General features: G+C 41.8%; 17 protein-coding genes, 1 pseudogene and 1 other annotated feature. Of the genes and pseudogenes, 3 read left to right on the plus strand and 15 right to left on the minus strand.

Annotation, left to right across the window (positions count from 1 at the left end; translation table 11 throughout):
- Positions 1-83: 83 nt before the first annotated feature.
- Entirely contained in the window at positions 84-491 is a 408-nt protein-coding gene (locus tag BQ5903_RS09030) for a hypothetical protein (protein ID WP_010498439.1), read from the minus strand.
- Between the two features lie 629 nt (positions 492-1,120).
- On the opposite strand from BQ5903_RS09030, the gene BQ5903_RS09035 reads away from it, so the two are divergent.
- On the plus strand, positions 1,121-1,849 hold the full coding sequence (locus BQ5903_RS09035) for a GntR family transcriptional regulator (RefSeq protein WP_010498437.1): 729 nt from the start codon (positions 1,121-1,123) through the stop codon (positions 1,847-1,849).
- Positions 1,850-2,078: 229 nt separating this feature from the next.
- Here BQ5903_RS09035 and BQ5903_RS09040 read toward each other — a convergent pair whose 3' ends face one another.
- The 5 genes from BQ5903_RS09040 to BQ5903_RS09060 all read right to left on the minus strand — a co-directional run bounded on the left by BQ5903_RS09040 (position 2,079) and on the right by BQ5903_RS09060 (position 7,817).
- On the minus strand, positions 2,079-3,320 hold the full coding sequence (locus BQ5903_RS09040) for an ISL3 family transposase (RefSeq protein WP_079579375.1): 1,242 nt from the start codon (positions 3,318-3,320) through the stop codon (positions 2,079-2,081).
- Positions 3,321-3,506: 186 nt separating this feature from the next.
- Positions 3,507-4,697: an SAM-dependent methyltransferase gene (locus BQ5903_RS09045; protein ID WP_010498428.1), complete on the minus strand. Its 1,191-nt coding sequence runs from the start codon at positions 4,695-4,697 to the stop codon at positions 3,507-3,509.
- A 53-nt stretch (positions 4,698-4,750) separates the two neighbouring features.
- Positions 4,751-5,434 (minus strand): MgtC/SapB family protein, encoded by a 684-nt coding sequence (locus BQ5903_RS09050; protein WP_079579376.1) that lies wholly within the window; start codon positions 5,432-5,434, stop codon positions 4,751-4,753.
- A gap of 273 nt (positions 5,435-5,707) precedes the next feature.
- A complete protein-coding gene (locus tag BQ5903_RS09055; protein ID WP_079579377.1) occupies positions 5,708-6,805 on the minus strand; it encodes a glycosyltransferase in 1,098 nt (365 codons plus the stop codon).
- A gap of 214 nt (positions 6,806-7,019) precedes the next feature.
- Positions 7,020-7,817, minus strand: a complete 798-nt coding sequence (locus tag BQ5903_RS09060) for a tyrosine-protein phosphatase (RefSeq protein ID WP_010498423.1) — start codon at positions 7,815-7,817, stop codon at positions 7,020-7,022.
- A gap of 278 nt (positions 7,818-8,095) precedes the next feature.
- Between BQ5903_RS09060 and BQ5903_RS09065 the strand changes: the two genes are divergently transcribed.
- A complete protein-coding gene (locus BQ5903_RS09065; RefSeq protein WP_010498421.1) occupies positions 8,096-8,686 on the plus strand; it encodes a histidine phosphatase family protein in 591 nt (196 codons plus the stop codon).
- Positions 8,687-8,765: 79 nt separating this feature from the next.
- Here the strand turns inward: BQ5903_RS09065 and BQ5903_RS09070 are convergent, their stop codons facing one another.
- The 3 genes from BQ5903_RS09070 to BQ5903_RS09080 all read right to left on the minus strand — a co-directional run bounded on the left by BQ5903_RS09070 (position 8,766) and on the right by BQ5903_RS09080 (position 12,031).
- Entirely contained in the window at positions 8,766-9,827 is a 1,062-nt protein-coding gene (locus BQ5903_RS09070; protein ID WP_010498419.1) for a D-alanine--D-alanine ligase family protein, read from the minus strand.
- Positions 9,828-10,002: 175 nt separating this feature from the next.
- A complete protein-coding gene (locus tag BQ5903_RS09075; protein WP_079579378.1) occupies positions 10,003-10,533 on the minus strand; it encodes an STM3941 family protein in 531 nt (176 codons plus the stop codon).
- A gap of 706 nt (positions 10,534-11,239) precedes the next feature.
- Positions 11,240-12,031 carry an alpha/beta fold hydrolase gene (locus BQ5903_RS09080; protein WP_010498416.1) on the minus strand — a complete coding sequence of 264 codons (792 nt, stop codon included), beginning with the start codon at positions 12,029-12,031 and terminating at the stop codon, positions 11,240-11,242.
- A gap of 139 nt (positions 12,032-12,170) precedes the next feature.
- Between BQ5903_RS09080 and BQ5903_RS09085 the strand changes: the two genes are divergently transcribed.
- Positions 12,171-13,094 carry an IS30 family transposase gene (locus BQ5903_RS09085; protein WP_004271276.1) on the plus strand — a complete coding sequence of 308 codons (924 nt, stop codon included), beginning with the start codon at positions 12,171-12,173 and terminating at the stop codon, positions 13,092-13,094.
- A gap of 51 nt (positions 13,095-13,145) precedes the next feature.
- On the opposite strand, the gene BQ5903_RS09090 is transcribed toward BQ5903_RS09085, so the two are convergent.
- The 6 genes and pseudogenes from BQ5903_RS09090 to BQ5903_RS09115 all read right to left on the minus strand — a co-directional run bounded on the left by BQ5903_RS09090 (position 13,146) and on the right by BQ5903_RS09115 (position 20,016).
- A complete protein-coding gene (locus BQ5903_RS09090) occupies positions 13,146-13,589 on the minus strand; it encodes an ASCH domain-containing protein (RefSeq protein WP_010498407.1) in 444 nt (147 codons plus the stop codon).
- Between the two features lie 227 nt (positions 13,590-13,816).
- Positions 13,817-15,058, minus strand: coding sequence for a peptidase T (pepT, locus tag BQ5903_RS09095; RefSeq protein ID WP_079579379.1), 1,242 nt, complete (start codon positions 15,056-15,058; stop codon positions 13,817-13,819).
- A gap of 12 nt (positions 15,059-15,070) precedes the next feature.
- A pseudogene (locus BQ5903_RS09100) lies at positions 15,071-16,720 on the minus strand (peptide ABC transporter substrate-binding protein).
- 83 nt (positions 16,721-16,803) lie between these two features.
- Positions 16,804-17,037: a binding site (T-box leader), on the minus strand.
- Positions 17,038-17,072: 35 nt separating this feature from the next.
- Complete coding sequence (locus BQ5903_RS09105) at positions 17,073-17,762, minus strand: N-acetylmannosamine-6-phosphate 2-epimerase (protein WP_010498403.1); 690 nt, start codon at positions 17,760-17,762, stop codon at positions 17,073-17,075.
- Positions 17,763-17,992: 230 nt separating this feature from the next.
- Positions 17,993-18,442 carry a hypothetical protein gene (locus BQ5903_RS09110; protein WP_010498401.1) on the minus strand — a complete coding sequence of 150 codons (450 nt, stop codon included), beginning with the start codon at positions 18,440-18,442 and terminating at the stop codon, positions 17,993-17,995.
- 728 nt (positions 18,443-19,170) lie between these two features.
- Positions 19,171-20,016 carry a hypothetical protein gene (locus tag BQ5903_RS09115; RefSeq protein ID WP_010498399.1) on the minus strand — a complete coding sequence of 282 codons (846 nt, stop codon included), beginning with the start codon at positions 20,014-20,016 and terminating at the stop codon, positions 19,171-19,173.
- Positions 20,017-20,123 lie beyond the last annotated feature (107 nt).

Consider the following 20,123-nt stretch of genomic DNA (forward strand, 5'->3'; position numbering starts at 1 on the left):
GTCCTTTTTTTCAAACGTTAGTTCGCTTAATTTTATCATAAAAAGAGCATCACTGCTCTTAAAGTCTGCCTGTATCAGCCAGACTATCCTTGATTCAAAATTGCTTCAAGCCCACCATTATACCCATCTTCGATCAAATCGCCATATTCATCTGGCCACAGATCGATCAAACGTTCATCAAAATTTGCAAAAACCTGTTTAGAAATAAAATCTAATAACCGATCATGCAAAAGATCGATCTCATGAGTATCTTCATCATTTAATGTAAAAGTCCCATTAGTATCGATCCGGTCTTGCGCCTTAGCCAGCAAGTCCATAGCGGCAAACATTCCCGCAGCATGAGCGATCTCTTGAATGCAGGCACTCAACGGTTGCGGAACATTAAGATATTCAATAAAAACTTGTTGTTTTTGTTGGAAAATATCAAACTGTTTAGTCAAAAATTCTGTAAAGCGTGGAGCTTGTGGTTGTTCATGGTCTACTTTTTTCATCAGCGGATCTCCTCGTAATTCAATTTAGTTTTAATTATACCTTAAGACACGTTTAAAGTGACATTTAAATAAAATGCTGTGGCACAAACAATGACAAAGCAGAGTGTTGCGGTAAATATATTTTAAATAAGACATATAACCCAATTGCTATGCAAATAAGTCCCAACGCATAAAGTAGCAACCTCACAGCAAAAGCGTCTTCCTCTTTCATTCCTGCAGCACTGACCACCATCAGTAAACCAACTAAGCAAAGCAGCAAGATAATTAATATTATTGATAACCGCATCTTTTACACCAACCATCTTAGTTATTGTACCTTAATTATATGCATATTTAGTACAAATAAAACTTCTCTTGACGAAGATTTAACAAAATCTGTAATTATTTGCCGCTCACAATTTATTTACACCTTTCAGCCGCACAACTGACCAGGCTTTGCTTAATTAAACAGTTCTTAACCTCCTGATCGGTAAATTTTTGATCACATATCCTTGTTCAAATCACAGACTTGTGGCAAACTAAAGTATAGATGAGTAAGATAATTTCGGATTTCCAGAAGCATTTTGCTGCTCTTGCAATACCTTATCTTGAACCTGACTTGCTCACCTAATTATTCAAAGGAGACTGTCATGGCCGAACTCGTATATAAACAGATCATCGCAGATCTGAAGAAAAAAATTTTCGCAGGGGAATTTTCCTCAATGCGTTTGCCTGATGAACGTTCATTGGCCGAACAATACTCAGTCAGCAGAAGCTCGATCAAGCGTGCGTTGACCAGGATGGCAAGCGACGGCGTAATCTTTAAAAAACGGGGTTCAGGTACTTTTATCAACCCTCTCTACTTAAAAAATGAATCCGTCTTTAATTATGAAGAAAGCTCCAATTTAGGTGTTTCAGACAATTTCGAAATGAACGGCAAAAGCCCTCAGATCAAAGTCTTAAACTTCGAAGTCATTCGCCCGACCGAAGAGATCCAACGCGACCTTTTTTTACGGCCAGACGACTTTGTTTATAAAATCGACCGGTTGCGGCTCTTTGATGACCAGCCCTTTATGATCGAGACTGGCTATATCCCGATCAAGATCTTGCCTAGTCTGTCACTCAAGAAAATCGAGGGCTCGATTTTTTCTTACGTAGAGCAAGCATTTGGCCAAACTGTTTCTAAGTCATTCCTATCAATTTTTGCAGAGCCATCGACAAAATATGATCAAAAACTGTTACACCTATTGCCAAACGAACCCGTAGGTGTCATGGAGGGGATCTTCTTTTTAAACAATGGAACTCCCTTTGAATTCTCGCGGATGAGGCTCCACTACAAATATATGAAATACAATACCTTCGTCACTATTTCAGATTAAACGATTAGGCTCGCCAACCGCTTTACACGCCGGTCAGCGGCCCTTTTGTTTATAAAAGGGACTTTGTCAAATAGTGTTGATGGTCCATAGAACTCTATCTTTATGGTAGGGTTCTTTTTTTACTGCCATAGCTAGATTAAAGTGTTTAGGTGGGAGGCAGGTGCGGGTCCGAAGCGTAGCGAAATGGGCCCGCACCTGCCTCCCACAGTGTTGACCTAAATTTTTTATCTTAGGCATGGATCAATTTGATGCGGATAAAGAAATGCCTTAAGTTACTGAATCCGTAACAGCTACGTTTAAGTTCTTTGATCTTGCGATTGATCCCCTCTAACGGCCCATTAGAGTAGTCATAGAGACAAGCGTTCCTGATCCCTAAGTAGTTCTTTTGAATGGTCCTTATGACGGTATCCATTTCAGTACCATTGGGACGGTAGTTCATAACTAATTGTTGTAAAGTAGCCCGATCGCGGTTGCGAATAAAGGTTAAGATCGTTTGATAGGTCTGATAGTTTTCTGCGAACTGTGGAAAATTCTTGAGTCCCAGATCGACCACATTTTGGGCAGTCGTGTATTCATTTAATCCCCGATAATATTTAACCTGGGAGGTCTCAAGTTGATTTTCAGCTAAGTGGAATAAGCGCCAGTTGCTTTTTAAAACTTTATAGTTGCGGTCGTGGTGGTCGTTGATCCCTTTTAAAACACGCAGCCGTTCATGGTCAAGTGCCCGACCCGCTAACTGAACAAGATGGAAACGGTCAAAGACGATCAGTGCGTTAGGAAAAAGACGACGGACGAAAGTCTGATACTGTGCATTCAGATCCATGGTCACCAGTTGAACTTTTTGACGCTCAGAAAGTGTATAAGTATTGGTGAAATACTCGCGGATCGTCTGCGAGAGACGATCTGGCAATAAGTCGACCAAATCATGTGTTTTTGCGTCAATGCAGATAAAAGAAAAGCAGTTCTTAGTTGAACGAAATTCGTCAAAGCTGAGAGCTGTCGGCAGCTCTTTTGGCGTTACTAAAGCCCGCTGATCCTTATACAAGATCCGTTGAACCGAGGAAGCTGAGATCCCCACGGCCTGGCTGATCGTCTTGACTGGCAGTGAGTTCTTAGCTAAAGTCGCGATTTCGTGGACTGCTTGGCGGGTGATCGAGTGCCGAGGCGGAGCGAGCTGCGTCTGCGCGCTAAAAGTATGGTGGCAAGTTCGGCACAGATAACGCTGTTTGCGCAGGTTCATGCGGAGCGGTTGTTCACCTAGGCTGGGCAGTTTCATCTTGGTCAGGCGGGTCCCATTCTGAACAAGATTCGTGGAACCACAATTAACACAGCGTTCGACGGGGTAAGTCAGCGTAGCTGAAAGCAGTTTTTCGTGAACTCCGGCCTGTGAAAAATTAGTACAAGCTGAAATTTTGATATTTGGGTCTTGGATATTGAGTAAATTTAGGATAGAATCAGTTTGGGACATCATTTATACCTCGCTTTGATTTGGTTTTATCGCTTTAATCGTAGCATATGAGGACAAATGATGTCCTTTTTTGTACAAAAATAGTGCTGATGAACGCTCATCAACACTAAAAAGTTTAGACCCTTATAAAAAAGACCGTTGGATCACTTTTTTGCACTTCAGTGTCCTCGGTCTTTTACTTATAGCTATTTATTTGTTGTCAGCATCATAAATATATTGACGAGTCATTGGTGTTCCAGTTCCGCTAGTTCCATTAATCAGCAAGTACTGCATGACATCAATATTACCTGCTTCAAATGATGCCGCACAGGCCTGCAAATACAGATCCCACATACGTGCAAATTTATGCCCGTAACGTCCCTCAACCACGGTGTAGTTAGCAGCAAAATTGTTTTGCCAATGTTCCAGGGTCTTTTGGTAATGGCGACGCAACGGTTCCAAATCAGTTAACTGTAGGCCAGCATCCATCACGTGCTGCAAGTTTTCGACCATATTTGGAATGTAGCCGCCTGGGAAAATATATTTGATAATGAATGGATCGACTCCGGCACCATCATGCTGTCCGGTGATCCCATGGATCAAAGCCCGTCCATTTGGTTTCAATAATCTTTTAACAGTTTGGAAATATTCAGCTAGATTTTCTTTGCCAACGTGTTCAAACATCCCCACGGAAGTCACGTAATCGTACTGACCTTTCAAATCACGATAGTCTTCCAAGTACACATCGATCTTATCTTCTAAGTGACGTTGTTTGATTTGTTGTTTGGTGTAATTGTATTGTTCTTGACTAAGTGTCACACCAGTAGCGTGAACACCGTATTCTTCAGCAGCAATAAACAACACTGTCCCCCAGCCTGAACCAATGTCTAACAGACTGCCGCCATCAGTGATATCCAACTTGTTTAAGATATGGTGGACCTTATTGATCTGGGCTTGCTCCAAGGTGTCATCTTCATGTTGGAAGTAAGCACAAGAATAAGTCATCGTCTTGTCAAGCCACATCCCATAAAAGTCATTCCCGATATCATAGTGACTTTGAATATCTTCTTTAGAATCCGTTTTCGAATGGGACATCTTAGGAAGGTGTTTTAAGAACGAATTCTTTTTTAAAAAACTGCCCGATTTACGGAAAGCTGAAGTTACCAGTTTTTGAATTGCATGATCTCCTTCGATCAAAAGGTCTTCATTCATATAAGCTTCACCTAAAACCAAGGTCGGAGCTGAAGTCAATTCCTTTAACGGAAAAGCCTGACGGATCTCAACTTTAACTTCTGGGGTGCCCCGACCATAATCTTCAGTTTTCCCGTCCCAGTATGTGACTGAAACAGGGATATCAAATGCGTTGCTCAAAAGTTTCCTATAAATTGTCTTCTCTAACATGTAAAAATTTCCTCCAAGTCGTTTTTCCTATATCTGACTATGGTTGAGCCTGTCTATTCTTTCATATTTGAGACTTGAACCATAAGGACACCTGGTCTTTCCTTAAGCCTGAGCAAAAATTGATTTGTATCAAACCGATGATCAACTAAGGCGTCTGATTCTAATACGATCATCTTATCATTGATCGCTAATAAATTAAATGAGGTATCAGTGATACCTTGTTCTGCAAAAAAGTTCTTGAGTCCGTCCAAATCTGCTTGACTAGGCTCGATTTCAATATGCAACCGTAAACGTACACTGCGCATCAACGAATTGATCAGTGAGTCATCATGGAAATATTTCTGAACCAAGACGATCAAAAGAGTTGCTATCACACTGGTCATATACATGCCAGCACCAACGGACATCCCAATTGCCGCTGTAGCCCAGACACCGGCTGCCGTAGTCAGACCACTGATTTGCGAGCGCCGGACTAAGATCGTGCCGGCACCAATAAAACTGATCCCGCTGACGATCTGAGCAGCGATCCGTGACGGGTCCAGATCAATGTTGGTCGTCGCTAAAATATCATAAAACCCATATTTTGAAACCAACATGATCAGCGCCGAAGCAACTGCGACCACCATATGAGTCCGAATACCCGCACTTTTACGTAATTTTGACCTTTCGAATCCGATCAATGCCCCACACAATGCTGCTACTAACAATCTAATAGTCCAATCAACACTTTGCGACATAGATCTAAGATCACCCTCTTATCATTCAATAGTGAAATTGCTGCTCCACTTAGCTTAATAAAAGTTAGTCAAAGTTTTTTCTCAAAAAATAAGTTAAGCCTGTCACAAAAACGATGATAAAGTAATATTTTTTAGGTTTAAGCTAATAACCACCTATTTATCAGCAAGTAGAAAAATTGTAATTGCTAGCAAAAAAATAATCCATATTATAAGACATAAGACAGCAAGATCCTATGTCTCATAATTTTTAACTAAATTCTAGTTTCCATATTATCATACTTTTTGATTTTTGCGACCACTAAGCATTTCAAGTAAACGTACCCATTGTTCAATGATCCGACTACCGCTAAATTCACTGGAACGCTCAAGAGCTGTTTGCCCCCAGAGCTCGCGTTGTTCGTGACTTTCTAATAAAGGTTTCAAGGCACGAAAAACAGAATTTTTTTCAAATTTTGCCAAACGTCCATATCGGCTTTCCTTCAGGTACTCCTCAGTCCCGGTATTATAAGTCGCCACGATCGGCAAACCAAAAGTCATGGCTTCACCGACTACCAGCGGCAATCCTTCCCAGCGTGAAGTCAGCAGGAAAATCGATGAATCACGGTAGTGTTCTTGAAGCTGCTCATCACTCAAGGCGCCCCGCAAAATAACCTTATTTTGCAAACCCTTGTCATCTATCATTTGCTGAACCTGCTTTTCATCTGCACCAGTCCCAGCCACGCGGAGCTGCCAAGGATCTGGCAGTAATTCGCCGACATCGACCATTAGATCGAGGCCCTTATGTGCGATATCCATCCGGCAGACCATTGAAATGACTTTCTTATTTAAATCAGCCGGTTCCTTGGCTTCTAAAGTCAAAGGATTATAAAGACGAACTGTATTTCGGTTAAACTGGACAAATAAATCAGCGTCCGACTGAGTCAAAGCAATGATGGTATCGACAGATTTCAAGCCAGACTGGAACTCCGGCTGCATATCCTTATAATATTGATTCATGTATGTGTTGAAGTTATTATGCATCCATGCCAGCTGAATAACATTTGGACATGCTTTTCTGATAAAGGGTGCAAAACTGGTCAAAGTCCCAGCTGTCAAAACAACAGCATCAAAGCGATTTTCTTTGAGCACTTTAGTCAGATCCTTGATTTGTTGATCAAAATCATTCCACGGATCGTCGCCACGATAACTCTTTCCTGTATCAAATGGGTGCTCTGCGACAAATAACGGTGCATCTAATTCAAAATACGACTTAATTGTAGATAGTGAATAAAACGAAACATCGTAGATCTGTGATAAATAGTTACCCACAACGATGTTTGCCCGGTGCGCACCATCCATTTTCAAGTTTTCTAAACAGAACAAAATTTTCATGTGACCACCTCCATAGATTCACTAAAATGAAATCACCAGTACTACTTAAGTACTGATGCTCCTTTTTCTTGATTTTGTGCGGTAAAGCTCAACTTTTTCAACTTTTCCACTAAGTAACTCTGATCTAACCTAACCTTCATCCAACCCAGAAAAACACGGTGTCCCCAAAAATTTTTTGAAAAAGGAGCCCGCTTTCGCTTGCCCCCTGCCCTTGCTAATCTTCCAAATATATCTGTTGCAGCTCTTTTTTTTGCTGCTTGGTGATCCCTAACTCTGTTTCCAAATAATGCCCCAAATCCCCGTACTCTCGCTGCATCGTACCTAGTGCACAGTCTAAATATTTTTCAGAAACACAACTCAATGCTCGCATATTTTCCGAGTAGGTCGCGTTTTGTGCTTGGAGTGGTACCCGGTCTGAGACAGGTTTAAACCCTCGACGTTTCTTTAAAAATTCATTGGAGATCAGGTAATCTGCTCGAATCGTTTCTTGATCAACACCTAAGACTGTGAGTACATATACAGCACCCATGCCTGTCCTGTCTTTCCCAGCTGAGCAATGAAAAATCACTGATTCGTTATCCCGCTCATTAGCGAGCAAGAGATCAAAAAACTTACGGTACGCTTTTTTAGCGTTTGCTGATAAAACGATGTCGTTATAGGCATCCAACATTTGCTTAAACCCAGCGTTGCGCTCGGTCAGCAAACGGTTATCTTCTTCCCGGTCATCTGTCTGACTTTTCGTCTCGTCAACAGTAAAAACTGGTGCAAAATTATAAGTCGTTTGTGCAGGCAAACGATCTGGCTGTTTTTGTCTTTCACTTGGTGAACGAAAATCGATATCATACCGTAAACCATATTCATCAAGGTAAGTTAAATCTCGTTTCGATAAAGTACTTAGTGCAGCTGAACGAATTAATTTGTGTTTCTTGAGACGTCGACCATCTGTAGTCTGATAGCCCCCAAGCTCCCTAAAATTAAAACCATTTTCAATTTGTAACTTCTCCGGCATCATGGCTTTATTCTCTCCTTTAATACGATAAAACCTAGAAAACAATACCCCTATTAAAACAAAATACACATCTATAATTTACTGCGTGTTCCTTATTAATTTAACAGACCTCAAGTTAAATAGCCAATCAAATGCTCCACAGAGCAGAGAAGCTTTAAAGAATTTCAGCAGCCTGCTTACCAAAATATGCTCGTTCATCATATCTTTAAAGAAACGTATTTACTTGCTCCGATCCAAGAAAACTCGCTATAATATTTGTATGAAAAAATGGAGGGAACAAAATGTCAACATTTTACATCGTCCGTCATGGGCAAAGTATTGCTAACTCGCAAAAAATCATGCAGGGGGCAATGATCGACACGCCGTTAACAACTACAGGTCAAGCTCAGGACTACAAAACAGCTGCCAAGCTAAGCCAGCACAATTTTACTCAAGTATTTGCCAGTCCGCTGCTGCGCGCCGCACAAACTGCCCAGATCATCGTTCCTAAAGCAACTATTACATACGACTGGCGTTTGCGTGAATTTGACTATGGCTTATGGGATGGGCAAAAAACCACGCAATTATGGCGGGAGTATGCACAATTTTTTGATGAAAATCATAATTTATTACCCGGCTCACAAGAATATTCTCACGGTGAAACACACTCACAAGCAAAGGCGCGACTCCTCAGTTTCTTTGACGAAACGACCCAAAAGCTGCCGCAAGACGCACAAGTTTTACTGGTCAGTCACGGTTACACCATCAAACTGATAGTTGACATAATTTTGGGCATCGATAACCTGACTGCCCTGGATGAACCGACAAATGCCGGGATCACTAGGATCGAATGGACCTCGCAAAGCCACACTTTAAAATATTTTAACCGTTAAAAAAACACGCGATCTCCCACGAGAGGAAATTGCGTGTTTTACTGTCTATCATCGCTGACAGCAGTTTGTAAGTAGCGAATTAATTATTCATACCTTCATCATAAATCTTCATCTTGCCTTTTACGATGCTTTCAACTAGTTCGCCATAAGGAACGCCATCTTTTTCGGCTTCTTGCGGCAACAAAGAAAGTGGTGTCATTCCCGGCAAATTATTGCCCTCAATGACCCAAACTCCGCGGTCGTTCGTGAAGAAGTCGATCCGGCCGTAGTTTTGCAGACCTAAAGCATCCATCGCTTCAACAGCAACCTTCTTCATTTCAGAATGAACTTCTGGGTCCAGGTCTTCTGGCGGGGTAATAAAATCTGTATACCCTGCTTGGAACTTATGCTCAAAATCATACCAACCGTCGTGAACTTTGATCTCAACTGCAGGGAAAGCATAACCATTGACCACACCCAAAGAAAATTCACGGCCACCAATAAATTCCTCAATGATCGCACTGTTGTCAAAACGAAATACATCTGCCAAACTTTCTGCCAATTCTTCATCATTGTGAACGATATGTGTCCCAACAGACGAACCGCCAGAAGTAGGTTTAACAACAACTGGGTAGTCAAATGGTAACTTGTGGCCTTTTGACCCTTGATCACGTTTGATCTCAACAAAAGCAGCTGTTTGGATATTGTTATATAGCATTAATTCCTTGCTATAAACTTTATTCATACATACTCCGCTGGCAGTTGAACCACTTCCAGTGTAGCGAATATTATTAAGATCTAAGACAGCCTGCACTTTACCATTTTCTCCATCGCCTCCGTGCAATGCCAAGAAAACAATATCTGCAGCCTTGCAGAGCTCTAAAACATTTGGCCCGAATAACTCAGTCGAACCATCTTCACGCAGGGCATTAATGTCGGCATCAGTGAGGATCGCGTCTGAGATCTCCAAATCCTTGCTCGTATTGGCATCCTCAAAAACTGATTCGGCACTTGCGCCTGCTGGCAGATCGTAACCAAGAAACAGGTCGATAAAAGTTGATTGGTAACCTTGCTCACGTAAAGCATTTGTGATCCGGTAACCACTTGAAATTGAAACATTCCGCTCGGTACTGCGTCCACCCGCTAAAACGGCAATTTTCATAGGTCGAACACCTCCAGGTTTATTTAGAATCTTAAGTATACCATAAAATTCTAATTTAAAGCGATATTTTTTTGGATCCGCTTTCAAAAAAGATAACACAAAACCGTCATAGTGCCGATTTACCAACGATCATAGCGAATAATATTTTTTCAATATCGACAATTTTAACTGGTCATCAGACTAATTTTCGACTATTTTGTCGGTATTTTTCCATGACTGCAACGACCTCATGACTAGTCACGAATCTTGCCGTTTTTAAATTAATATTTAACGGACTATGAACTATTTTGCCATTGGCTTGTCCCAGCAAACGTTTGTAAGCAGGTAAACTTGCCAGATACTCAGTTTCATTAGTGAGTTCCACACCCACAAACATTTGATTACCGATCAAGACTTCGTGTAAGGCTTCAACATCTGTCCATCTGATCAATTGTCCGCTTGCCGCCCAAGTCGAATGATCATAAAAGCCTTCTGGCGTTAGCTGCAACAACACTTTCCCCTTGAAAAGCCGGTGTAATAAAAACACCCCCCACCAGCCAAACAACAGTGTGCCACTCACGCCAGCCGCTAAATAAGAAATGTTTGCCCCATGCTGCCCCAAATACCACAGGCTAAGGCTGAAAACTACCAACAACAAGTCCATGAATAACAGTTGGGTCTGTTTTCCCTTCGATTGGTAGACAACATAGGGTTTATCTGTCTTCATTATCTGCACCTCATCTTTCATTTCTCACGTAATTATATCAAGAAACATGAGTAACTTGCCAGATACTCTTTAAAATGAGGTGGCCCATGAACTACCTAACAGGACTCAACGCAGTTAGGCCTCCTGTGGTGTTCTACTTTTATCCCCCTACACACGCATTTGTGAGACTTACCTTGCCGGACTTTGCGTTACATTCTCATTTGTATGACTTACTTCGCCGGACTTTGCATCACACTCCCACTTGTGAGACTTACTTTGCCAAAGTTTGCGTTACATTCCCACTTGTAACACTTACTTCGCCATAGTTTGCGTTACATTCTCATTTGCGAGACTTACTTCGCCGGAGTTTGCGTCACACTCCCACTTGTGAGACTTACTTTGCCCGACTTTGCATCACATTCCCACTTGTATGACTTACTTCGCCAGACTTTGCATCACATTCTCATTTGTGAGACTTACTTTGCCCGCCTTTGCGTTACATTCCCACTTGTAACACTTACTTTGCCAAAGTTTGCGTTACATTCCCACTTGTAACACTTACTTCGCCATAGTTTGCATTACATTCCCACTTGTATGACTTACTTTGCTAGCCTTTGCATCACGTTCCCACTTGCGGCACTATGTTGGCTTCCACATTTAAGCACAAAAAGAGGTAAATGTACTCAGCGCTCTAACACCAAGTACATTTACCCCAGTCGGACCTTGATCAAAGGTCATTTTCTTTTAAAAATTTAAACAACTCTTGATTAAAGGCTACAGGCTGCTCGGCCATCACGATATGCCCGCTGTCTTTAATGATCTGATACTTTCCTTTGGCTGCCAAACTTGCAACTTCTGGTGCATAATGGTAGTCAAAAAACGGCGATTTTTCACCAGCCAAAATTAAAAACGGACAAGCGAACTCAGCAATAACATCACGCCAATCTTGGGAAGCGTGATCTTGTAAGAAAGGCAAGTTTAATGCCGGATCGTATGGATGTTCAACCTGTGCTTTTTTATTGACCGCATATGTTTCGTCTCGGAGTTTGTGATAGGTCGACTTGCCAAACGGCTTTTTTAAAATATCCGGAAAATTATCCCAAGTGACCTCGCCTTTAAACCCGTACTTCCAGCCAGGTTCATTGATCATTTTCGGACTTTGATCAACGTCGACTATTGCTGCCACATCCTGTGTGCCAAATAATGAAGCGTAAGCAAACATGGTCGAAGCTCCCATGGAATTGCCGATCAAGATCGGCTGATGGATATCTAAAGCTTCGCAGATCTCACGCAGATCCATCGCATGCCTTGAGATCCGCAAACCTTTTTTAGTGTGCTCGGAGGCCCCTTGATTTCTAGCATCAATATTGATCACGCGGTAACCTGCGTCAACCAGCGCACTCACCTGATCGCGCCAGATCACCCGACTGCCGCCGATCCCACTCAAGATCATCACTACTGGACCTTGACCACTATCATCATACTCAAGTCTGACACCATCACTTGTTTTAAATCTCATCTGCTTACCTCCTCGTATTAGACTGTCAAATTATTTTTGATAGATTGTAAAATTTAAGTTGAACATATTAGTGGACAGAAAAACCCATAAAGGTCTTTAATAGTGTCACCACAACATTCCATTAGAAAGAAGGACCTTTATGGGCACCACTATTTTATCATTTGAAGACCGCGTTGTCATCGAAACACTTCATCATGAAAAGCACTCACTTCAATATATTGCCGATTATTTAGGCTTTAGTAAAACCACTATCTTTAATGAGGTTCATCGCTTAGCTGGTGAGTATCACGCAGTTAAGGCTCAAACTGACCATGAAGTTAAACTTAGTCATCGTGGTCGTAAAACCATCTTAACGACTAACCTAAAGCGATTGATTGAAGAAAAAATCAAGATCCAAAAATGGTCAATTGAACAAGTGGCTCATGTAGTTAGAATTGCCTACAAAACCATCTATAACTGGATTGATCAGGGACTACTGGATATTAATGTGACTGATTTACCTGACCATGGTATTCGTCGCAAACGAGCTAAAGAAACCCGTGGTACTTTTAGTCATGGACGTTCCATCGAAGATCGTCCAGCTGAAATTTCTGATCGTAATACTTCAGGTCACTTCGAAGCTGATACAGTTTTATCTGGAAAACGTAAAGGTCAAGCAGTAGCTACGTTTGTCGAGCGTAAGAGTCGGCTTACCATCGTTAAACGGCTTAATGGACGAGATAGTACTTCAATGACCAAGGCTATTTTAGAATTGGCTAACCAGTTAGGAGATAATCTCAAGACCCTTACTGTTGACCATGGGAAAGAATTCGCCAACTACAATTTGATTGAAGAACAGGCCGGTGTTCCGCTGTACTTTGCGCACGCTTATTCGCCACATGAACGAGGCAGTAATGAAAATCGCAACCGAGTACTACGCCGCTTCATTCCCAAAGGTCAACCGATTGATGAGATTACCGATGATGAATTGATTCAAATTAACTGGTATTTGAATTCCCGACCACTCAAATGTTTAAATTGGCGAACACCGATTGAGATCTTTTTGCGTAATCTGCGTTACTAAATTTGTTCAAGTTATTTCTTGCAATCTGCCTTTTGAAAAACAAGCCGCAAATTATTCCACTAATTCAAATACTTCACACACACATTTAGACTCTGGTGTAAATGTTGCATTATAAGATGCATATTCCTTAGTAAAAAAATCGACATGGACCTGGTGCCAATAATCATAACTCCGATCACCTTCACCCTCATGATATGCATGTTCTGCAGAAATATATTTAAAAGGCAAGACCTCAACTACTTTAGTCTTAGTCACACACACCGGTTCATTTTGGCTGTCTAATATAATATTATATTCCCCGACCTTAGGGAGTGGATCATTGTCAAATGCATATAATTCAAAACCGGAAGTCGTTGCCGTTTTTATTCCTTGCTTAACTAACTGAGCCAAAGTATCTGCATCAGTCCCAAAACTCCATGCTTCAGGTTCGCTCACATTGACCAACCCGTGCTCTGCCGCGAAATCATCCCAAAACTGTTTGATCTTAGTTTCCATCTATTTTCCCTGCTCTCATATTTGTTAATTACATATACTTCAGCCAGTTGGAGGTCCCCCCTCACATAATAAGCCGCAGTCTCAAGGATCTCTACATCTTGAAAACCCTTTACATTGTCAATTATAGTCAAATTGAACAACATATTTCAAATTGAATTAACGCTCAGACTGATTTAAAAAGCTTCAAGTCATATGGTTTCTGACTTGAAGCCTGTTCTTAAAAAGAATTACTTAGTGTTGGCATGTGTTCTACTGATCTCGATGATCGTCTGCGCCACTGTCTGCATTCCTTCAACCGTGACGTATTCATATTTACCGTGAAAATTATGTCCGGCGTTAAATAAATTTGGCGTCGGAATGCCTTTTTCCGTCAAAAAATTGCCGTCTGTCCCGCCTCTGAAAGGAACGATGTTGGGTTTTAATCCCAGTGTGTCATAAGCCTTCAGTGCTAACTTTACAATGGCTGGATTTTTCTTGATCTCTTCGCCAATATTGGAATATTGTTCTTTGATTTCGATTTTGACCCTTTCTTGGTCATAGCGATCGTTAATTTGCTGGGCCAAGTCTTTTAGCAACTGTTTTTTATTTGCAAATAATTGCTGATCAAAGTCACGGATGATCAATTCCAGATGAGCGTGGTCAGGCGTACTTTCTTGGCGGGGGACCATAATGAATCCTTGGCGACCCCGACTTTTTTCGGGAACCTCAGCAAGCGGTAAGCCCGCTACCAGCTCATGCGCCAGCGAAGAAGCATTGACCATCAAATGATAAGCATCGCCCGGGTGGACCGCGGTACCTTCGATCTCGACAGTCGCTGCCGCAGCATTGAAAGTTTCATACTCCAAGTCGCCTGGCTGTCCGTTATCTAAGGTATAAGCAAATTCTACTGGGAATTCTGTCTCATCGAAACGTTTAGCTCCCTGACCGATCTCTTCATCTGGACCAAAAGCTACATACAAAGGTCCATGTTTTATCTCTGGCTGGGTAACTAAAGACTGCACCGCCGCCAATAATGCAGCGACCCCGGCTTTGTCGTCTGCTCCCAATAAAGTAGTTCCATCAGTCGTGATCAAACGCTGCCCTGCTAAGTCTTTCAATTCCGGAAACTCCGCTACACGTAAAATGATCTGTTTTTCTTCATTCAAGATAACATCGCGCCCATCATAATCAGGATGACCTTGGGGCGAAACATTGTCAGCCGGATAATCAGCAGTATCCAAATGAGCGAAAAAACCCACCGCTGATATTTCCTTATCACAGTTACCGGGCACATATCCGAGTGCATAACCATTCTTTTCGTTATACCAAGCTTTGAGCCCCAACTTTTTCAAATCTGTGACCACCCGTTTTGCCAGATCAATCTGGCCTGGTGTAGACGGGATCGTCTGGCTCTGAGCGTCAGAGCGGGTATTATACCGACAAGAATCAATAAATTGCTGTTCAAGATAATTAGTGTCTATTTCCACCATGCTTGCTGCCTCCTACTGTTCATTACTGATATAGGCTTTTTTCCAATCATACGGCACACCTGCCGGATTAAAGATGATCCCTTTGACGTTTGTCCGTAACAGTTGTGATTTAGCAACTTGATAAAGCGGGATCGTACCTTGGTCTTCCATCAAGATCTTCTCTGCTTGAACCAGGTTTTGCCAACGCTTTTCAGGTTGATTGCCATATTCGTTTTCTGATTGGTCAAGCAATTTATCAAACTCAGCATTCTTAAAACCGGAAGTATTGTAACTTGTAGCGGATTCGAAAACATCCAAGAAGTTGATTGGATCAGCAAACACGGACTGCCATGTCTTGACGGTCATTTGGTAATCTTTCTGACTTTGACGAGAGATCATTTGCACAAATGGCACCTTGGATACCGAAACACTAACTCCCGGCAAACTTTCTAATTTACTTTGCAAAAATTCAGCGGCTTGCTTGCTGCTGTCAGTGTCTGATGTCAACAGGTTGACCTTCAACGACTTGATGTTTTCTTCTTGATAGCCTTCTTTTAACAAAGACTTAGCCTTTTTCAAATTAAATGAAACGGCCTTTTTAACATATGCTTCGTTCTCAAAATACTGACCAGTCTGAGGGTTATCGCCCATTTGACCGGGTACAAAACCTTTCAACGGCTCGGAACCATCTTGCAAAACTTTATCCGTCAATTGCTTCCGATCGATTGCCAGTGAAAAAGCCTGTCTGATCTTCTTATTTCTGAAAGCCGGAACTTTATTTTGGTTCAGATCCAAGCGCGTGGTGGCGGTGGGCAAACGTTTGACAAAATCTTTCTTATTCTTGTTAGCCTTGACTTGCTGCCCATTGAGTAAAGTCTCATCGACCTTTTTAGCACTGTACATGTTATAACTTGTAGTCGTACTTTCAGTCACTAGCTCTGTAATTTTATCCAAATGAACGTGCTTTTTATCCCAATAAGAACCATTTTTGACTAAAGTCCAAGACTTGCCGGTCCCGTCCCATTTTGTCAACTTGAATGGACCGTTAGATACTAAATACTTTGACTGAGTCCCATACTTGGCACCATATTTATCAACTGTCTTTTGGTTCAAAGGATAAAACAAGGGCCAGGCCAGCAACTTGTCAAAATAACTGACCGGCTTAGCTAAAGTGACTTGTAAATGATGGTCATCTAGAGCCTTGATGCCTAAAGTTTACTTGTCCTTTTTACCGTTATAAATATCCGTAGCGTTTTTAACACCATCGAAGTAAAAAGCATCTTGCGACGCTGTTTTCGGATCGACCGTCCGCTGCCAGGAATATACAAAATCCTTAGCAGTCACTGGGTCGCCGTTAGACCACTTGACGTTCTTACGCAAAGTAAAATCATAAGTCTTACCGCCGTTTGATTTTTTAGTTTTGACAGCCAAAGCTGGTTGCGGCTGACCTTTTTTATCCAAACGATACAGACCCTCTTGTGTATTCATCAAGGTATTAAAACTTAAAGTATCTGTTGCTTTGGACAGATCAGCTGTTGCCAAAGTCGAAGCTTCGGTCCAGCGCAATTCTTGTTTGTCGGCATATTTACCAGAGCCGGTCTGTCCTGTTTTTTCATTATTGCCACAGGCGGTCAAAAACAGTGCGGTAGTTGCTGCAAATGTTGCAAGTAACTTTTTATTCATAATATGTATCCCCCTCATATTCTTGTAAGAAAAAAGTAAAAGATAAGCTCAACAGTCAAAAAAAGCGCCCCTCCAGAAAATTCTGAAAGGACGCTTGTGCGCGGTACCGCCTTTTTTATAGCCAATTCACACTGACTATCTTACTAACTTCTGTTCTAACAAAAGTCGCAGGTAGTAACGGTCCCGTTCCGTGTCGCTGCTTGCACAGCCAACAGACTCTGAGCTCATCTTCACTCGACTGACCAATACGCGCTTTCACCCACTCGCGTTCTCTTTAAATTGGCTGCTCGAGCTACTCTTCTCTTCAACGTCTTTTAATGATAATCTCATTTTATCAGCTATTTCTTTAATGTCAATGTAATTCTTTAATAAATCTCTTGGCAATTTCTTTCGGTCTAGTGATCGCCCCGCCAACGACCAAAGCCGTCACACCTAAGTCTTGCACCTGTCGTGCTTGCTCTGGCGTATGGATCTTACCTTCTGCGATCACATCTAAGCAATGTGCCGTCAAACCTTTGATCAAGTTAAAGTCTGGACCAGGAAGTTGCTCACTTTCGGCTGTATAGCCGGCCAAAGTAGTACCCACGAGATCAACACCTGCTTGAGACGCGTTAACTCCTTCTTCCACAGTAGAAATATCCGCCATCAATAATTGATTAGGATATTTGCTTTTGACCTGTTGGATAAATTCGGTGATGGTTAAGCCGTCATGTCGCGGACGTAATGTACAGTCTAATGCGATCACCTCTGGTTTAACGGCCATCAATTCGTCCACTTCTTTCATTGTGGGAGTAATGTAGGGCTTTTCTGGAGGATAATCCCGTTTAATGATACCGATCACTGGTAAAGTGACCGCTGCTTTGATCTCTTTGATATCACGGACCGAATTTGCACGGATCCCAACAGCTCCAGCTTCTTGAGCCGCTCGTGCCAGCATGGGCATTACCCCGCCGGTTTCTGAGTATAACGGCTCACCCGGCAAAGCCTGACAAGAAACGATCAAGCCATTTTGGACTTGTGCAATAAAAGTCGCTTTTTTCATTTAACTCCTCCTCATTCCATTATGAAATCGGTACCGTTTTTTTAATTCTAACACGCTTTTATTTAAAATGTTAGGAATTACAAATGCAGCCCCTTTTAAGCCTTTACATATAGCGATCTTCTTGTTTGCCAGCAAATATCGCTTTGCCAAAATAACCAACCGCAAGCAAAAAAGACACCTAACAGTCGATTTCACCGCTAAAGTGAAATTAACTACTAAGTGTCTCGCTATTATTTAAGGTGGATCGTGTCGTCTTTAGTCATCACATAAGAATACTGCTCGCTGCTATGACCAAAAGTGACTGAACCTTCAACTTGATCATTTTTCTTTTTGCCGATCAAAAAAGTCATCTGCGACTTAGACCCATACACGCTAACTTGGTGACGTTTCTTATTATATTCAACCTTAGAAGCATGTTTTTTGGATAACTTCGTTTGCTGAGGTACAAATCCGTACGCCTTATCCCCATCAAAATAAACGTTTACTTTCAATTTCTCTGTACCTTCGTTGATTTCCAAATTCCATCCTTGCTTATCCAAATAACGTTTGTCTGAGTTACCTGAAAACAGGGTTGCTCCGACAATGATCACGATCACTACCAACCCAAGAAAGAAAAAAGTTTTTGGGTCGGTCAGCCAGTGATTGACTTTCTCATCGATACTTTTTTTCTGATTTGTCATTCTACACTCCATCTTGCTTTATTTACTCTTAATATTATAGCCTACTTGGCTTCAGAAAGGTAATAAGTTTATATTTTGCCGCCGTTTCCCTGCGGATAACGATCATGACGACTTTGCTTAGTGATCTAACAGCAGTAATCCTTTGTTGCTCGCCTTTTCAAATCAACTAGAAAGACTTTGGAGCAAAATGAGAGACTTACTTCGCCGGAGTTTGTGTCATATTTCCGCTTGTAAGACTTACTTTGCCGGAGTTTGCGTCACATTCCCACTTGTGAGACTTACTTCGCCAAAGTTTGCGTCACATTTTAACTTGTAACACTTACTTTGCCGAAGTTTGCATCACATTCCCACTTGTAAGACTTACTTCGCCAGAGTTTGCGTTACATTCCTACTTGTGAGACTTACTTTGCCGAAGTTTGCGTCACATTTTAACTTGTATGACTTACTTTGCCTAAGTTTGCGTCACATTCTCGCTTGTAAGGCTTACTTTGCCGAAGTTTGCGTCACATTCCCACTTGTGAGACTTACTTCGCCTAAGTTTGCGTCACATTCCCACTTGTGAGACTTACTTCGCCAAAGTTTGCGTTACATTCCCATTTGTGAGACTTACTTTGCCGGAGTTTGCGTCACATTCTCACTTGTGGCGCTTTTTTTCCATGGTTTTGCCAGTCTACTCCCATCAAAAAAGGAAGCACCATGAAAAGTCACGGGGCTCCCTGTTGTTTTAGTTAGTATTCATCTGATTCTTCGTCGTAATCTTCGTTATCTTGGTAGTTATTTTGCTCTTCGCCCGTGTCTTCATCATCGTAATCTTCACTATCATCGCTGTCTTCCCCATCAGAATAATCTTCATCTTGGTTGACGTCAGTCTCGATCCCAGCGTCTTTCTGACTTTCAGCGAGAGTCTTAGAGTGATAATAATGCATGTTCACCCAGATGCCCGCCCCACTGGCTTCAGTCAAAACTTGCGTTGGCTGTCCATTGATATTGACCGTCGTGATGTAATAATAACTTCCGTCGCCCGCACTTTGATACCAGCCGCGTAAATTGACGATCTCAACAGCCTGTCCATTTTGACTGATCGGGCTTTTATCAAAACTCATTTTCGCAAACGCAGCCCACTTATTTTGTTTATTAGCATCCATTTGTTGACTGCTGGGATCATTAAAGGCTGCTTGGTCGCTAGCTGTCCGGGCAGAACCATCATAGGCAAAAAGAGTTTGTGGCTCCGTTCCGCCGGTGATCCATTTATTATCTGCGAATGTGACTGTTTTAATAGCATTGCTATACTTGTCCCAACCGTACCAAGTGCCTTGCATTTGGCTGGGGAAAGGTGTTTTTTTAAAGCCGGTATCATCGATCCCCGATTCATTAACGTCTTTTGGTTCCTCTTTTGCAGTTGAGCTTGCCAAACTACTGCTTGATGAGCTGCTGGAGCTAGCCTGTTTCTTATGTACTTTCTCAGACTTGGGCTGACTATCTTTTTTTGACTCCTGTGTTTTTTTGGCTCCGCAGCCGACCAACAAAACTGCTGCTCCCAAAGTTTCCAACAATATTAAAACTTTCCTGTGCATTGATTTCCCCCTATTTAACTAACTAATTAGCACACCATAACTTGATAATAGCCAAAAATTTGCAGCGATACAAGTTTTTTTACTAAATAAGGAGTCCGCAATTTCCA

Source organism: Ligilactobacillus acidipiscis (assembly GCF_900116935.1).
Lineage (GTDB): Bacteria > Bacillota > Bacilli > Lactobacillales > Lactobacillaceae > Ligilactobacillus > Ligilactobacillus acidipiscis.

What these genes read in the sequence shown, in the direction of transcription:
- BQ5903_RS09030 (WP_010498439.1), bottom strand. Translation starts at nt 491, where the DNA reads ATGAAAAAAGTAGACCATGAACAACCACAAGCTCCACGCTTTACAGAA.
- BQ5903_RS09035 (WP_010498437.1), top strand. Translation starts at nt 1,121, where the DNA reads ATGGCCGAACTCGTATATAAACAGATCATCGCAGATCTGAAGAAAAAA.
- BQ5903_RS09040 (WP_079579375.1), bottom strand. Translation starts at nt 3,320, where the DNA reads ATGATGTCCCAAACTGATTCTATCCTAAATTTACTCAATATCCAAGAC.
- BQ5903_RS09045 (WP_010498428.1), bottom strand. Translation starts at nt 4,697, where the DNA reads ATGTTAGAGAAGACAATTTATAGGAAACTTTTGAGCAACGCATTTGAT.
- BQ5903_RS09050 (WP_079579376.1), bottom strand. Translation starts at nt 5,434, where the DNA reads ATGTCGCAAAGTGTTGATTGGACTATTAGATTGTTAGTAGCAGCATTG.
- BQ5903_RS09055 (WP_079579377.1), bottom strand. Translation starts at nt 6,805, where the DNA reads ATGAAAATTTTGTTCTGTTTAGAAAACTTGAAAATGGATGGTGCGCAC.
- BQ5903_RS09060 (WP_010498423.1), bottom strand. Translation starts at nt 7,817, where the DNA reads ATGATGCCGGAGAAGTTACAAATTGAAAATGGTTTTAATTTTAGGGAG.
- BQ5903_RS09065 (WP_010498421.1), top strand. Translation starts at nt 8,096, where the DNA reads ATGTCAACATTTTACATCGTCCGTCATGGGCAAAGTATTGCTAACTCG.
- BQ5903_RS09070 (WP_010498419.1), bottom strand. Translation starts at nt 9,827, where the DNA reads ATGAAAATTGCCGTTTTAGCGGGTGGACGCAGTACCGAGCGGAATGTT.
- BQ5903_RS09075 (WP_079579378.1), bottom strand. Translation starts at nt 10,533, where the DNA reads ATGAAGACAGATAAACCCTATGTTGTCTACCAATCGAAGGGAAAACAG.
- BQ5903_RS09080 (WP_010498416.1), bottom strand. Translation starts at nt 12,031, where the DNA reads ATGAGATTTAAAACAAGTGATGGTGTCAGACTTGAGTATGATGATAGT.
- BQ5903_RS09085 (WP_004271276.1), top strand. Translation starts at nt 12,171, where the DNA reads ATGGGCACCACTATTTTATCATTTGAAGACCGCGTTGTCATCGAAACA.
- BQ5903_RS09090 (WP_010498407.1), bottom strand. Translation starts at nt 13,589, where the DNA reads ATGGAAACTAAGATCAAACAGTTTTGGGATGATTTCGCGGCAGAGCAC.
- pepT (WP_079579379.1), bottom strand. Translation starts at nt 15,058, where the DNA reads ATGGTGGAAATAGACACTAATTATCTTGAACAGCAATTTATTGATTCT.
- BQ5903_RS09105 (WP_010498403.1), bottom strand. Translation starts at nt 17,762, where the DNA reads ATGAAAAAAGCGACTTTTATTGCACAAGTCCAAAATGGCTTGATCGTT.
- BQ5903_RS09110 (WP_010498401.1), bottom strand. Translation starts at nt 18,442, where the DNA reads ATGACAAATCAGAAAAAAAGTATCGATGAGAAAGTCAATCACTGGCTG.
- BQ5903_RS09115 (WP_010498399.1), bottom strand. Translation starts at nt 20,016, where the DNA reads ATGCACAGGAAAGTTTTAATATTGTTGGAAACTTTGGGAGCAGCAGTT.